This is a genomic window from Cellulophaga lytica DSM 7489 (genome assembly GCF_000190595.1).
GTDB classification, from domain to species: domain Bacteria; phylum Bacteroidota; class Bacteroidia; order Flavobacteriales; family Flavobacteriaceae; genus Cellulophaga; species Cellulophaga lytica.
The window spans coordinates 1640254-1654242 of record NC_015167.1 but is presented as its reverse complement, the minus strand read 5'-3'; the positions used below and the strand labels follow the sequence as shown (position 1 = coordinate 1654242).

18 protein-coding genes are annotated in these 13989 nt (G+C 30.4%); 16 read left to right on the top strand and 2 right to left on the bottom strand.

Features of this window, described 5'->3' with window-relative positions; all coding sequences use genetic code 11:
- Window positions 1–9 precede the first annotated feature (9 nt).
- Window positions 10–807: an alpha/beta hydrolase gene (locus CELLY_RS07340; protein ID WP_013621032.1), complete on the top strand. Its 798-nt coding sequence runs from the start codon at window positions 10–12 to the stop codon at window positions 805–807.
- Window positions 791–1369 carry a hypothetical protein gene (locus CELLY_RS07335; RefSeq protein ID WP_013621031.1) on the top strand — a complete coding sequence of 193 codons (579 nt, stop codon included), beginning with the start codon at window positions 791–793 and terminating at the stop codon, window positions 1367–1369. Before CELLY_RS07340 ends, CELLY_RS07335 begins: the two co-directional genes overlap by 17 nt.
- Here CELLY_RS07335 and CELLY_RS07330 read toward each other — a convergent pair.
- Entirely contained in the window at window positions 1366–1965 is a 600-nt protein-coding gene (locus tag CELLY_RS07330) for a leucine-rich repeat domain-containing protein (protein ID WP_013621030.1), read from the bottom strand. The two genes, CELLY_RS07335 and CELLY_RS07330, sit on opposite strands and share 4 nt — an antisense overlap.
- Before the next feature lie 215 nt (window positions 1966–2180).
- On the opposite strand from CELLY_RS07330, the gene CELLY_RS07325 reads away from it, so the two are divergent.
- The 14 genes from CELLY_RS07325 to CELLY_RS07260 all read left to right on the top strand — a co-directional run bounded on the left by CELLY_RS07325 (window position 2181) and on the right by CELLY_RS07260 (window position 13166).
- Window positions 2181–3065: a DUF2608 domain-containing protein gene (locus tag CELLY_RS07325; protein ID WP_013621029.1), complete on the top strand. Its 885-nt coding sequence runs from the start codon at window positions 2181–2183 to the stop codon at window positions 3063–3065.
- Window positions 3066–3134: 69 nt separating this feature from the next.
- The gene (locus tag CELLY_RS07320) at window positions 3135–3566 is read left to right on the top strand and encodes a hypothetical protein (protein WP_013621028.1); all 432 of its coding nucleotides are present in this window, start codon (window positions 3135–3137) and stop codon (window positions 3564–3566) included.
- A 143-nt stretch (window positions 3567–3709) separates the two neighbouring features.
- A complete protein-coding gene (locus tag CELLY_RS07315) occupies window positions 3710–4804 on the top strand; it encodes a DUF695 domain-containing protein (RefSeq protein ID WP_013621027.1) in 1095 nt (364 codons plus the stop codon).
- 11 nt (window positions 4805–4815) lie between these two features.
- Window positions 4816–5121, top strand: a complete 306-nt coding sequence (locus CELLY_RS07310) for a hypothetical protein (protein WP_013621026.1) — start codon at window positions 4816–4818, stop codon at window positions 5119–5121.
- 42 nt (window positions 5122–5163) lie between these two features.
- Complete coding sequence (locus CELLY_RS07305) at window positions 5164–5820, top strand: sterol desaturase family protein (RefSeq protein ID WP_013621025.1); 657 nt, start codon at window positions 5164–5166, stop codon at window positions 5818–5820.
- Window positions 5821–5830: 10 nt separating this feature from the next.
- Complete coding sequence (locus CELLY_RS07300) at window positions 5831–6454, top strand: tetratricopeptide repeat protein (protein WP_013621024.1); 624 nt, start codon at window positions 5831–5833, stop codon at window positions 6452–6454.
- Between the two features lie 46 nt (window positions 6455–6500).
- Window positions 6501–7007 (top strand): RDD family protein, encoded by a 507-nt coding sequence (locus CELLY_RS07295; protein WP_013621023.1) that lies wholly within the window; start codon window positions 6501–6503, stop codon window positions 7005–7007.
- Window positions 7008–7034: 27 nt separating this feature from the next.
- Window positions 7035–7868, top strand: a complete 834-nt coding sequence (locus CELLY_RS07290; RefSeq protein WP_013621022.1) for a helix-turn-helix domain-containing protein — start codon at window positions 7035–7037, stop codon at window positions 7866–7868.
- A 203-nt stretch (window positions 7869–8071) separates the two neighbouring features.
- Window positions 8072–9574 carry an aldehyde dehydrogenase family protein gene (locus CELLY_RS07285; RefSeq protein WP_013621021.1) on the top strand — a complete coding sequence of 501 codons (1503 nt, stop codon included), beginning with the start codon at window positions 8072–8074 and terminating at the stop codon, window positions 9572–9574.
- Between the two features lie 134 nt (window positions 9575–9708).
- Window positions 9709–10344 carry a transglutaminase-like domain-containing protein gene (locus CELLY_RS07280; RefSeq protein WP_013621020.1) on the top strand — a complete coding sequence of 212 codons (636 nt, stop codon included), beginning with the start codon at window positions 9709–9711 and terminating at the stop codon, window positions 10342–10344.
- An 18-nt stretch (window positions 10345–10362) separates the two neighbouring features.
- On the top strand, window positions 10363–11238 hold the full coding sequence (locus CELLY_RS07275; protein WP_013621019.1) for a helix-turn-helix domain-containing protein: 876 nt from the start codon (window positions 10363–10365) through the stop codon (window positions 11236–11238).
- Between the two features lie 100 nt (window positions 11239–11338).
- The gene (locus CELLY_RS07270; protein ID WP_013621018.1) at window positions 11339–12187 is read left to right on the top strand and encodes an NAD(P)H-binding protein; all 849 of its coding nucleotides are present in this window, start codon (window positions 11339–11341) and stop codon (window positions 12185–12187) included.
- A gap of 5 nt (window positions 12188–12192) precedes the next feature.
- Window positions 12193–12495 carry a DUF3861 domain-containing protein gene (locus CELLY_RS07265; protein ID WP_013621017.1) on the top strand — a complete coding sequence of 101 codons (303 nt, stop codon included), beginning with the start codon at window positions 12193–12195 and terminating at the stop codon, window positions 12493–12495.
- Between the two features lie 164 nt (window positions 12496–12659).
- On the top strand, window positions 12660–13166 hold the full coding sequence (locus CELLY_RS07260; RefSeq protein WP_013621016.1) for a GNAT family N-acetyltransferase: 507 nt from the start codon (window positions 12660–12662) through the stop codon (window positions 13164–13166).
- A gap of 11 nt (window positions 13167–13177) precedes the next feature.
- Here CELLY_RS07260 and CELLY_RS07255 read toward each other — a convergent pair whose 3' ends face one another.
- Window positions 13178–13933: a LytR/AlgR family response regulator transcription factor gene (locus tag CELLY_RS07255; RefSeq protein WP_013621015.1), complete on the bottom strand. Its 756-nt coding sequence runs from the start codon at window positions 13931–13933 to the stop codon at window positions 13178–13180.
- Window positions 13934–13989: the final 56 nt, after the last annotated feature.

The following is a 13989-nucleotide window of genomic DNA, read 5'->3' as shown; positions in this document are numbered from 1 at the left end:
TCTAAGGTTATGAAACTTACAACACTTATTGTATTCTGCATTGTATTATTAAGTTGCTCTGCTACTGATGATGATTTTGACATTATTGGATCTAAAGAACAATTTACTATAAACTCATCTATAGTAAATGACAGTTATGCTATTTATGTATTTCTTCCCAAAAATTACAATAGCAGCTTAGCAAACCAATTAATTATTGCTTTAGACGGTGATACCAGGTTTACCTCTATTGCCAATATTGTATCAAACAAGGTTAAAAAAAACAGTATGCCAGCTTGTATTTTAGTTGCTATTGGTAATAACAAACAAAGAAATAGAGACTACACACCTACTATTTATGCGCATGGCTCTGGTGGCGCAGAAAATTTTTATCAGTTTATTAAAAATGAATTAATTCCTGAATTAGAATCTAGATATAGTATAGATTCATCTAACAACAAAACATTAATTGGGCATTCTTTTGGCGGGCTATTTACTCAATACGTTATGGCAAAAGAAAGAGCTTCTAACCCGTTTAATAAGTTCATCTCTGGAGGCACATCATACTGGTACGACTCTGGTGTTATATTTAATTTTGAAGAATACTACGCCAGCTATAACACCGATTTGGATGTGATATTCTACAACGGAATGGGCTCGTTAGAAGGTGGTGTTATGTTAGCATCATTTGAAGAAATGAACAATAGACTCCGTTCTAGAAACTTTCCAAATTTTAAGCATAAAAGTGAATTGATAAAAAAAAGTGGCCATAGCGGTTCTGCAACTAAAATAGTTAAAAAAGGTTTAGACTATGTATTTTATAAATAAAGTAATTTTAGCTCTGGTATTGTGTGTTTCTTCAACAACCTTATGGTGTCAAAAAACAAACAGCAACAATTTAGAAATAGGTGTGTTAGCTGCTGGCGATGAGGCTTTATATTATGGAGGATATAGCAAATACACTACTCCACTATCTCAAAACAAACATCATTTTACCTTAGCATTTTCAATAGTTGCATATTTTGACTTTAAGGGAGAGTCTGAGCCAAATGCAACATTAAAAAATGATATAGATATGCGTTTACTACCAACAATTAATTTTGGTTACTCCCTTAATTTTAATAGCGTACAAATAAATTTTGAAGTTCCTGTTGGCGCAAGCATAGCTATTACCAAAGGAACTTTAATTAATAAAAAAATAGGCTTTAAAAAAACCTATTCTAATACCGAAACCTTTTTTAACTACGGCTTGTCTTTTTCTCCAAAATACAAGCTTAATAGCTCCAATAGCATAGGTATTTACAGTTTTATACCTTTAGTTAGTGACAAAGCACAATCTGGATACCAAATAGGAATTGGATGGACTAAAAATATAAGTGTTAAAAACTAATAAATTTCAAATGTTATATTGTCTATGTCGCACTTATGAAAAATACTCCATATATAATTCTCAAACTTTGCTGGTAACATAACTTTTTTAAGCATTTTATTACTTGCAAAACTTCCCTTAGGTATTTCTGTTAAATGATCTGGTATAGTTAGTTCTTCAAAATTATTTTCTGCAAAGCAATCATTACTCATATTTTTTACTGTTTCTGGTAAATTTAAACTAGTTAAAGCATTACCTACAAAACAAAACATTGGTAAAAATTCAATACTGGACTCAATTACAAGTTTTTCAATATTGTTACGTCCAAAGGCACCACCACCTATTTTGTTTACTTTACTTGGTATTATTATCTCTTTAATTTTATTATCATAAAAAGCATCTTCACCAATATATTCTAATAAGCTAGGTAATGTAACCGCTTCAATTCCTTTTTCGCAAAAAGCCTCTTTGTAAATATAAAGTACAGGTTTATCATTAATGTAATCTGGTATACTTACGTTTTTAGTCTTGCCTATATAATCTAAAATAGCTATACCATTACTAAACTGCCTAAAAGAATAATCTTCATTAACTAAATCTACTACTGATTCTTCCATAATTATTATTTTATAATTTTTACTTTTAATTAAACACAGAGCTATTTAAAATACAGTAGCTCTATTAATAATTATTAAATATAATTGAAGCAATAGAAGACTTTTAAAAGCAATTTGTTTTCGTAGTTATTTTTTTTGTATTCGTTAGTTAAAGCAAAACATGTAATTTTACACCCAACAAAAACTACATCTTTACAAATTACAAACAAGCTATTATGACTAAAAAAAAGTATGCAACATTTATGGCAATAATGCTGCTTATAAGTGTTAGCTTAAAGGCACAAACATTAAAAGACAGCACTATTTTTAGTTTTAAAGATGTAAATAATGTTGTAACCCAAAAAACCAAACAATACGGAGTAGAAAATGTACTTGTTATTGTAGATATTGATAATACACTTTTAACCAGCAATGTAGATCTTGGCGGAGACATTTGGTACAATTGGCAAAGAGGTAAAATTAAAGATGCTATACCAACAAAAAAACAAAAAATTGAAAACTGTTTTTATGAAGATGTTATTGGTTTATTGTACGAGCTTGGCACAATGAAATTAACAGACTCTTTAATACCCAAATACCTAAACAACTGGCAAAATAATGGCACAACTGTATTTGCACTAACATCTAGAAGCCCTAGGTACAGAACCGCAACACAAAGAGAATTGTTAAAAAATGGTATAAACTTATCTAAATCTCCTATTACACAGATTGATGGTTCTAAAGCTGTTTACAATTACACCTTAGAAAGAGAAATGAGTTACAGAGATGGACTTATGATGACCACAGGTATGAATAAGGGAGATATGATTGCACATATATTAGGAAGAACAGGAAGAAGCTACAAAGCTATAATTTTTGTTGATGACTCTGATAAAAACGTAAAAGATGTTAAGCATAAGTTTAAAGATAATACTGCAATTGATTTTACTGTTTTTTATTTTGATAAAATAGTTAGAGACAGAAAAATAGCTAATGGTGGTATTTTAATAACCAAAAAGCAAGCAAAGAAAATGACAGCAGACTGGGAGAAATTATCAAAAACATTAAAAGATATTTTTCCTGGCAGAAATACCAAAAACAAATGTGTTAGTCCAAACTAACAGATTTAAAACAACTTAATCTGTTTTATAGCGTTAATTGTTTTTAACCAATTAAACTATAATTACAATATGAAAAAATTATTTTTCACGCTATTATTTACCACATTACTATTTTCTTGTTCTTCTGATGATGACAATTCTCAAAAAAGCTTAGAAGAAACTGTATTAGAAGGCTCTTGGCTTTTTCAAAGATTAGGAGAAACCTGTGATAATGATTATGATTTAGAAGCAGGAGACCCTTATGCTTTTAAATTTTTAGAAAACAACACTATAGAGTTTGAAGATCCAGGTTACCTATCTAGCTCTATGTACACTATAGATGGTAACAATTTAACCTTAGAGACTATTTACACTTTACCTTCTGGAAGCAAACGCAAATTTGTAGGCAATTATACTTTTTCTGAAGATACAGGTAACTTTACTGGTACAAATACGTTTACAGCTTATAATGATACAGAAACACAGTGGACCTGCCAAGGCACTACTAGTATCTCTAGATAACAACATAAAACATTTATAAATTAGCTATTCATATGCAAACTAAACCATATGAATAGCTAATTTTTTTTACAACAAAATTTTTAGAAAACAACCACCTATTTAAAATTCTTATATTTACTATAAGCAATAAACTACTAAAATATATGAGCTTTTTAAAATCACTATTTAAATCAAAAGAAGAGCCAATAAACTCTTACGAAGATTTTTGGAAATGGTTTTCTCAAAACCAACAAGCATTTTATAATGTAATTAAAGACAAAGGCAATGTTAACAAAGAATTTTTTGAAAAACTATCGCCAAAATTAGATCAACTTAAAGACGGAATTTGGTTTTTAGCAGGTATGTTTAATGATACTACTGCAGAACTTATTTTAACTCCAGACGGAGTAATAAAAAACATTGTATTTGTAGAAGAGTTGGTAGCTGCAGCACCTGAGATAAAAAATTGGAAGATAACAGCTCTTAAACAACCATCTGACCTAGGAAAATTTGGAATAGAAATGGATGGCTACATATTTAACGAAAGTAAAATGCAATTTTATGCTACAGAACATTCTTCTATGCCAGACGAAATTGATATTACCATAACCCATGAAGATTTTACCGAAGAAAATAAAGCTATTATGACAAATGGTGTTTACCTTGCTTTAGACCATTCTTTAGGCGAATTAAACTCTATAACCAAAATAGATAATGTAAATATTATTGCTCCCGAAAATGCCACATCAGAATTGGTACCTTTTAAAAAACTAAAAGACTTTTTAATATGGAGAGAAAAAGAGTTTGTAGAAAAATACAAAGGACTAAGGCACAATACCGAAAACGATAAATATTCTGGGTTAGAAGCAACTTTAAATAACGGATTACCATTAATTGCAGTTGTAAATACTGATTTACTTGCTTGGGATAGTAAAGCGTCTCACCCTTGGATTGCCGTAATGGAAATAAAATACGATGGTGATAATAACAATGGTATGCCAGATAGCGACACCTACCAATTGTTAAACCAAATTGAAGACAAAATAACAGCAGAACTCAAAGATTCTGATGGCTATTTAAACGTTGGTAGGCAAACAGCAGAATCTGTAAGAGAAGTATATTTTGCCTGTATGGATTTTAGAAAGCCTGCTAAAGTATTCCATAAAATAAAAAAAGAATACCATAATAAAATTGAAATAAATACAGACATTTATAAAGACAAATACTGGCAATCTTTTAATAGGTTTATGCCTAATTAAATATTGTCTAAATGAAGAAAATCAACTTTTCAGAAGAAGAAGTTAAATCACTTTTGTTTGTAATTGAAAAAAGAATAGATAGTATTAGAGATGTTGAAATATCACAACCAAAATTCATTAAAAACGAATTTTATTACCCCTTATTTACAACAAGAGGTAAATTAGAAAAAAGAGAGACTAAATTCCTAAAAAAAGAAATTGAAATTTTAAAAATATGTCTAAATAATTTCGGAATAAAAGAAGAAGTCATGGAAATTAATGGATTTAAAAAGAATAGATTAGTCAGACCTTTTTCTTCCGCTTATAAAAAATTATAATTATTCAAAGCGTTTATAATATCTAATAACCAAAATTAGTAAATGAATCTTAAAGACTTTACAATATTTTTTGCTTTATTAATTGGATTAAATATTGCTGGCTATTTATTAAACATAGGTATTAGCTTGGTGTGGAACAAAGTCTACAAACACCGATCTAAAATTACAAAAAAAGAAGTTTTATCATCTATCCTAACCCTATTTATAAATATTATAATAGCTATTCCAGGATACATTCTGTGGGTAAAAGGCTTTATTACATTTAATAATCAAGACCCTTGGCTTACTTTTATAATTCTGTTTCTATTTTTAGATATACTAATGTATGTTTTACATTGGGCATCACACAACATTGTTGTATTAAAAAAAATTCATTTACAGCATCATGAACATACAGAGCAGTTTAATGTTGTAAGCCTGTATTATATGTCGCCCTGGGAATCTATACTATTTGGTTTACTATTAACGGTAGTTGCGTTATTATTTTCTTTAAATGTTTATGGTTTTATAGCCTTTTTAATTTACAACTGGTTTTACGGTGTTGTAACACACTTAAACACAAAATTAAGTAAGCCTTACTTTTTAATATTTACCACCAATTACTTTCATAAAAATCATCATAAGCTATTTTCTAAAAACTATGGTTTTTATACTATTTTATGGGATAGGTTATTTAAAACGGAAAGTACAAATTTATAGTCGCCACATTATGAGAATAGCGTTAAAAGTATTGTTTTTACTTATAATTACTGTTAGTTGCAAAAACAATAGCACAAAAGAAGAAACTAACAACATTAACGAACAACACAAAATACTAAAAGGCAACAGTTATAAGAATACAGAAGCAAATGACCTTAATGAAAAAGGGGTTGACCTATCTATAACTGGTAATTATTACGAAGCTCAAATTGCATTTAAAAAATCATTAAAAATAGAACCAGACAACCCAACAACGTTAAGCAATTTAGGGTTAAATAACTTTATGCTTTACGAGTATGATAATGCAATTAAATATTACCAAGAGGCGTACAAAATATCAGACTCTACCTACCATATGGCAGCCATAAATTTAGGGTTAACCTATTATTACAAAAAAGACTTTAACAAAGGTATAGAGATTACAACCTACGTAATTAATAATACAACAGATACGTCTATACTATCTACAGCTTATACACACAGAGCACTAAATTTTATTGGTAACAATAATTGTGAAAAAGCAAAAACAGATTTAGAACATATAAAAAGTAATTACCGCGGAATGCAGAATGTTGCTTACAATATTATAGACTTAAACAATAAATTAAACGCCTGTATAGAACTAAACCCATAATTGTAATGGCACTATAAATACAATAAGCTATTCGTCTATCTTAAAAATGGCACAAAAAATATCAGAATTAAAAACCTATAAAACTGTAAACCGTAGAGACAGAAACGGAAATTACAAAGCAATGGAGTTTAAGTTTAAATACAACCCTAATGTAAAAAGCTTTAACTTTCGGTTATTGTCTAAATTACTAGACTTACTTTTGTATTACGGCATTGTATATGTACTAGCAAAATTCTTCACTTTTGCTTATCCACATATACTTATTGTAACATTAGGTCTTTTTACAATAAATCCAGTTTTAGAAACCATAACCGGTAAAACATTTGGTAAATTACTTATTGGTTTTGAAGTTGTAGATGATCACTGCAAAAAGCCATCGGTATTAAAATCATTTATAAAAAATATATTGCAGCTTTTAAATTTGGTAATCTATGTGTTTACTGAAGGTGTTATTTGGGAAGAAGACATTTATTTTCACAACACAATAACAAACACCTACACTATTAAAAGTAAAAACAAAAAAGAGATTATTGTTATGATGAATAAAGCATAGTACCTTTGACGCCCTAAACACAGTAAAATGGCTATAGAAAATATTCCTGAAATTTACTTTGATACACCATCAAAAAGCAAAGACATTTTTGTGTACGATTTTAAAATGACTAATGATGTTGTAAAAAGCAAGGTAAATTTAAGCATGAATATGTTTAGCTTTCTTCAAGTAGGAAAAAAGCAAGTGCATTTTGCAAACACCTCTAAAGCAGTTAATAGCGAACAGTCTTTACTTTTAAAAAAAGGAAACTGGCTTTGGACAGAGTTGTTAGATACTGAAGCAATTTACTATTGTAAACTCTTCTTTTTTTCTGAAAAAAAACTCACCGATTTTTTAAGCAAATACACCAAAGACGTTAAGCCGTACCAAGAGAAAGTGCCTTATTTTGTGATTGAAAACGATGATTATATTGCATCGTTTATAAGCTCACTATCGTCAAAAACATTTGAAAACAGTGCTTATTGTGATGCTATGCTATCGCTTAAATTTGAAGAAATATTACTGTATTTACTAGATAAATATGGTAGTGAATTTGAGCATTACTTACACGCATTAATATTTAAGGAAGTTTCTCCTTTTAAAAACATTGTAGAAGATCACATACATTCTAATTTAAAGTTAGAAGAAATTGCCTTTTTATGTAATATGAGTTTATCTACTTTTAAAAGGCATTTTACTGCCGAGTATAAAGAAGCTCCAGGAAAATGGTTAAAAGACAAACGACTGCAAAAGGCAAAAGAACTTTTACAAGGAGGCGATTTAAAACCGTCTGATATTTATTTAGATATAGGATATAACAACCTGTCTAACTTTAGTATAGCCTTCAAAAACAAGTTCGGAATTAGTCCAACAGAAATATAAATTATTTTTAACAACTTCATTATTAACTACTTAATCGCAAATTAATATTTGTTTAACATCAAAAAAACACAACTTGAACTGTTTTCATAAGTTATTGAACCATATCAATAAATAAGAAGCTTCTACTCCATTATACATTTGCATCATAATTACAACGCTTGTTTTTTTCAAGCAGATTTTTAAAAAAATTAAAACAAAGTAATATGGCAAATGTAACAAAACCCGAATTTAAAGAAAGATATGGAAACTTTATTGGAGGAAAATTTGTTGACCCAATTAAAGGTCAATATTTTGAAAACAGATCTCCAGTAGACGGAAAAGTATTTACACAAGCAGCAAGATCTACACAAGAAGATATAGACCTTGCATTAGATGCAGCACACGAGGCTTTCCCAGCGTGGAGCAACGCATCTGCAACAGAACGTAGTAATGCGTTATTAAAAATTGCTCAAGTTATGGAAGATAACTTAGAGTATTTAGCAACCTTAGAAACTATTGATAATGGTAAGCCAATTCGTGAAGCACGTGCAGCAGATATTCCTTACTGTATAGATCATTTCCGTTATTTTGCAGGAGTTATTCGTGCAGATGAAGGTAGTATTTCTGAACACGATAAAGATACTGTTAGTATTGTATTACACGAACCAGTTGGTGTTGTTGGTGAAATTATTCCTTGGAATTTTCCAATGTTAATGTTAGCCTGGAAAATTGCTCCGGCTTTAGCAGCAGGTTGTACAACGGTTGTAAAACCAGCAGAACAAACACCTACAAGTGTTATGGCTTTAATGGAACTAATTGGTGATATTTTACCTGCTGGTGTATTAAATATTGTTACTGGTTTTGGTAAAGAAGCTGGTGCTGCATTAGCAACATCTAAAAGAATAGCAAAATTATCATTTACTGGTTCCACAGAAACAGGACGTACTGTATTGCACAATGCAGCAGAAAACATTATTCCTGTAACTATGGAATTAGGTGGGAAATCTCCTAACATTTTCTTCCCATCTGTAGCAGATAAAGATGATGAATTCTTTAGTAAAGCTATAGAAGGTGCATTAATGTTTGCCTTAAATCAAGGTGAAATTTGCACATCTCCTTCTCGTATTTTAGTACACGAAGATATTGCAGATCGTTTTGTAGAAAAAATGCAAGAACGCTTAAAATTAGTGAAGCCAGGAAACCCATTAGATCCAGAAACAATGATTGGTTCTCAGGTATCTAAAGCACAATACGAAAAAATATTAAACTATATTAAAATTGGTATTGAAGAAGGTGCAGCGGTGTTAGCTGGTGGTGAAGCTGGTAATTATGAAGGTGAATTAGCCGACGGTTACTACGTGCAACCAACTGTTTTAAAAGGAGACAACAAAATGCGTGTATTCCAAGAAGAAATTTTTGGCCCTGTTGTAGCATTAACAACCTTTAAAACTACTGAAGAAGCTATTGCTATTGCAAACGATACACCTTACGGTTTAGGTGCTGGTGTTTGGTCTCGTGATGCACACGAATTATACCAAGTACCACGTGCTATACAAGCAGGTAGAGTTTGGGTAAACCAATACAATACCTATCCTGCGCATGCACCTTTTGGTGGAGTTAAAGAATCTGGATTTGGTCGTGAAAACCACAAAATGGCATTAGATCATTACCGTGTTGTAAAAAACATGTTAATCTCTTACGATAAAAAACCAATGGGCTTCTTTTAATTGAGTTAAACCTATAGATTTTTATACAAAACCTCAGATTTATCTGGGGTTTTGTTATTTTAAAAAACAAACTACAACATAGGTAATATTCTTTTTGCTATATTTAAACTAAATCAAAAAACACAATAATTATTATGGACTACCTATCTCCTACCTATTTTTTTGATTATGAAACAAAAGAAATTCAAAATCTTATAGCAGCATATAAAAAGCCGACGCTTACACCCAAAGAGCAATGCAAACTTGTATATTTAAAAATAAGAGATTCTTGGAGGTACAACCCTTACAACCTTAGTTTTTCTAAAGAAAACTATAAAGCAAGTACAATTGCTAAAAGAGATAGCGGACATTGCATAGACAAATCTATTTTATTAATTACCTGCTTAAGAGCGCTTAATATACCTGCTAGGCTACACTTAGCCAAAGTTAAAAACCACATAGGAGCAGAACGCCTTATTGAAAAATTTGGAAGCAATGAATTAACTAACCACGGTATGGTTAATGCTTATATAAATGGCAAATGGCTTAAAATGTCTCCTGCTTTTAACGCATCACTATGTAAAATGTTTAACGTTGCACCTTTAGAGTTTGATGGAGAAAATGATTCCGTTTTACAAGAATTTAATAGAGAAGGGAATACTTTTATGGAATATTTAGAAGATTACGGTCATTTTGATGATGTGCCAGTAGCATTTATGATTAAAAATGCTAAAGAACATTATCCGCATATTTTTGACACTCCAAAAAACCAAACAGAATTTAAATTATAGTTTACTCCATTAGTATGTATGAAAAATATACAAGAGTACACCTTTAAAAAGGAACAGGAAGATTTTGGGATAAACGTATGGGAGTTAGATTATTTTTTAGCCAATTATGACATACAAAACAGAAGCATTCCGCACAGATTAAAGTTCTACGCTATAGTTTTTATAACAGAAGGCACAGGTGAGCATCTTATAGATTTTAAAACATACAGCTATAAAAAAAATGACATGTTGTTTGTTGGTAAAAATCAGACTCACGCTTGGTTAAAGCAAAAAAATGTAAAAGGTTATATTGCTATTTTCACTCAAGATTTTTTAAATGAAAATCAGCAAACATTTAAAGACCTAAGTTATAGCTACCCATACAACAGCTTTTTACACAGTCCAAAATTAACTATTACTAACACAAATACACACTACACACTTGTTACTGTTTTTGCTCTTATTTATAAAGAGTTTTCATTATCAAAAACAACCGTTAGTAAGCAAATAATACAATCGTTGCTTAGAGTAGCGTTTTTAAAAATAAAAACACTCTCTAAACAGTTTAATTTAGAGCAAAACAAATCTGATATTAGCTTGTTTATTCAATTTCAAAACCAGTTAGACAAAAATATATCTATCACAAGAAATGTAAATGAGTATTGCAAAATTTTAAACACAACTTACCGTAAATTAAATGATACCTGTAAAGTATTTACCCATAAAACCGCAAAAAGCTTTATTGACGACGTAATTATTCTTAAAGCAAAACAATACTTATCAGACCAAGATAAAAACATAAGCATAACATCTTATTTGCTTGGTTTTGAAGAGGTTTCTAATTTTTCAAAATTCTTTAAAAAACACACCAGCTACACACCTAAACAATTTATAGCATCAATAAAACAAAATTAATTGTTGTAAAGATTAACAAATCTATGCAAACATTTACCTTTTTTACACTAACATAACTCACTTACTTTGTACTATACTTAAATTATAAAACAATAGTGTAATGAAGATAGCAGTAACCGCAGCAAATGGCAACTTAGGAGCTGCCATTGTAAAAGAATTAAAAACACAAATTGGAGCTGAAAATGTTATAGCTATTGCTAGAACTCCAAAAAAAGCAGAATTCCTTGGCGTAGAAGTAAGGAAAGGAGATTATGATAGTTATACAGATTTTGAATCTGCCTTAAAAGGTGTCGATAAAATACTAGTAGTTTCTGGTATGGACACTCCCAAAAAAAGGATACAGCAACACCGCAACATTATTAAAGCAGCAGAAGCTAACAGCCTAAACAAAATTGTATATACTAGTATTGTCGGCAACACAACAAATACTGCTTTTGACCCAATTATTAATAGCAACAGGCAAACAGAAAGAGATATTGAAGCCTCTAAACTAAACTGGGCAATTGGCAGAAACGGTTTGTACATAGAGCCAGACTTAGAGTATATAGAGCAGTACAAAACAAAAGGTTGTATTTGGAACAGCGCTGGCGATGGTAAATGTGCTTACACTAGTAGAGAAGAACTTGCTAATGCATATGTACAAATGTTATTAAATGACAGTATAAAGTATAACGTTTACAATTTGGCAGCAACTCCTATTACACAGCAAGAACTGGCTAATGAAATAAACAAAACCTACAGCACAAAACTTACTTACAAGCAGTTAAGTTCAGAAGAATATTTAGAGGAACGAAAAGCAGAATTAGGCAATTTTATTGGCACTGTAGTTTCTGGTATTTATGACGGAATAAATAACGGTAGTTTTAATGTAGCATCTGACTATGAAAAGGTAATGAACAGAAAACACAAGTTAGTTAGTGAATTAATTAAAGACTTTAAAAATAAATAAAGAGTATGGCTACTAAAAGAAATAATAAGTACACACTACACTTACAGGAAATAGAGAAAAAAGATGGCTCTGAAGCAAATGAATTTACTGAATTTGACATAGAAAACCACGATGATATTTTAAAACTATTAAATGCAGCCAAAGGAAAACTTGGGTTTAAAGGAGATAACGAAAGTGTAGAATTTATACTTGGAATTAAACTATTTGGAGAAGTAATGCTAAGAAATAGAAAAAATCCACTTTTTGAAGAATTTCAACCTGCTTTTGCAGCATTTATGAAAAACTTAAAAAGCAATATGAGTAATTAACAAACTTAACCTACAGCTTAAAAAGTATGTTATTACTTATTTAGGGGTAGAGCACTGGTTTAAATTGCCTTACCCCTATATTTATTTTAAGCTAGCTTATTACAAAACCACCAAGTAACCTCTAAACAAATTACAGTTTAAAAATAAAATTGTATTTTACTAGAATGTTACAAAGTCAAAGAATACAATTTACGCCCTTAAGTACCACGTACAGAAAACCACTGGAAGACCTGTTTTGCAAAAATCCGTTGGTTATGCAAAACACTTTAAAAGGTCGTGTTTTAACTGCTAATGAACTACAAAAAATAGTTGAAGATGATTTTATTACCACAACAGATGAAACTGTTGGTTTTTGGTGCTTAACAAGCAAAGAAGATAATGCTTTTATTGGTGTATCTGGCTTATTAAAGTGCAATTACCTTGGCAAAGAAAGTTATGAGTTTGGCTTTATATTAGATGATAATTTTTGGGGCAAAGGCATTGCTACAGAAATAGGTAAGTTCTGGATAGACTACGCTAAAAACGAACTTAATTTAACTGAAATTTTAGCTACCGCTAGCCCAGAAAACCACGCATCTAGGAGAGTTTTAGAAAAGTTAGATTTGCAAATGGTACGCCAATTTACATCTAAAGAACGTGGAGCAAGGTTGTTGTTTAGCAAAAAACTATAAACACCAAGCAGCTACTTATCTAACCAAATTTTAAAATTTTTAACCTCAAACTTACTTACTAAAATAGGTTTTGCACTTGCGTGTGCCACTTTTAGGTGTAATTCTATTTTTTGCGGATTATGTTTTACAATCTCTTTTATAGCATTTATGTGTATAATATAATTTCTGTTTACTTTAAAAAAGATCTCAGGGTTTAGTTTTTCTGATATATCTCGTAACGTGTCTTTATACAAGTAATTTTCAGATGTGGTTGTAAATAAAAAAAGATTTTTTCCTTCACTATAAAAAAAGGCAACCTCAGCACTTTCTATAGATTTTAGCTGATGACCAGACTGCACTAAAAAACGCTCTTGCTGTGTTTTTCCATCTAAAGCCTCTAAGGATTTTGCGGTATTGTAAAATGAAAAATTTTCTTTTATCTGCGTATACTTTTGTAATGCCTTATACACATCTTTAGCTTCAAAAGGCTTAAGCAAATAGTCTATTGTAAAGTGTTTAAATACACGTATGGCATAATCATCATAAGCTGTAGTGAAAACAATAGGAGCAGTAATATTTGTTTGTGTAAAGGCCTCTAAACTTTTACCATCACCTAAATGAATGTCCATAAAAATTAAATCTGGCTTGGCATCATTAAAAAAAGACACCATTTCTTGCACAGAACCCAAATGTATTATTTTAGTTACAGGCACAACACTTTGCGCTTTTAGCAAACCAATTAAATAATCTGCTGCCAAATCTTCATCTTCTACTACAACTACAAGCATATTATTTTTTGCATAAAAATAAAAAAACCCGATAAAATTATCGGGTTTAGTTGAAC

Bases quoted from the DNA above. Each gene is read 5' to 3' on its own strand.
- CELLY_RS07265 (WP_013621017.1), top strand. From the start codon at position 12,193: ATGGCTACTAAAAGAAATAATAAGTACACACTACACTTACAGGAAATA.
- CELLY_RS07310 (WP_013621026.1), top strand. From the start codon at position 4,816: ATGAAGAAAATCAACTTTTCAGAAGAAGAAGTTAAATCACTTTTGTTT.
- CELLY_RS07285 (WP_013621021.1), top strand. From the start codon at position 8,072: ATGGCAAATGTAACAAAACCCGAATTTAAAGAAAGATATGGAAACTTT.
- CELLY_RS07275 (WP_013621019.1), top strand. From the start codon at position 10,363: ATGAAAAATATACAAGAGTACACCTTTAAAAAGGAACAGGAAGATTTT.
- CELLY_RS07315 (WP_013621027.1), top strand. From the start codon at position 3,710: ATGAGCTTTTTAAAATCACTATTTAAATCAAAAGAAGAGCCAATAAAC.
- CELLY_RS07330 (WP_013621030.1), bottom strand. From the start codon at position 1,965: ATGGAAGAATCAGTAGTAGATTTAGTTAATGAAGATTATTCTTTTAGG.
- CELLY_RS07290 (WP_013621022.1), top strand. From the start codon at position 7,035: ATGGCTATAGAAAATATTCCTGAAATTTACTTTGATACACCATCAAAA.
- CELLY_RS07295 (WP_013621023.1), top strand. From the start codon at position 6,501: ATGGCACAAAAAATATCAGAATTAAAAACCTATAAAACTGTAAACCGT.
- CELLY_RS07320 (WP_013621028.1), top strand. From the start codon at position 3,135: ATGAAAAAATTATTTTTCACGCTATTATTTACCACATTACTATTTTCT.
- CELLY_RS07325 (WP_013621029.1), top strand. From the start codon at position 2,181: ATGACTAAAAAAAAGTATGCAACATTTATGGCAATAATGCTGCTTATA.
- CELLY_RS07280 (WP_013621020.1), top strand. From the start codon at position 9,709: ATGGACTACCTATCTCCTACCTATTTTTTTGATTATGAAACAAAAGAA.
- CELLY_RS07340 (WP_013621032.1), top strand. From the start codon at position 10: ATGAAACTTACAACACTTATTGTATTCTGCATTGTATTATTAAGTTGC.
- CELLY_RS07255 (WP_013621015.1), bottom strand. From the start codon at position 13,933: ATGCTTGTAGTTGTAGTAGAAGATGAAGATTTGGCAGCAGATTATTTA.
- CELLY_RS07335 (WP_013621031.1), top strand. From the start codon at position 791: ATGTATTTTATAAATAAAGTAATTTTAGCTCTGGTATTGTGTGTTTCT.
- CELLY_RS07260 (WP_013621016.1), top strand. From the start codon at position 12,660: ATGTTACAAAGTCAAAGAATACAATTTACGCCCTTAAGTACCACGTAC.
- CELLY_RS07300 (WP_013621024.1), top strand. From the start codon at position 5,831: ATGAGAATAGCGTTAAAAGTATTGTTTTTACTTATAATTACTGTTAGT.
- CELLY_RS07270 (WP_013621018.1), top strand. From the start codon at position 11,339: ATGAAGATAGCAGTAACCGCAGCAAATGGCAACTTAGGAGCTGCCATT.
- CELLY_RS07305 (WP_013621025.1), top strand. From the start codon at position 5,164: ATGAATCTTAAAGACTTTACAATATTTTTTGCTTTATTAATTGGATTA.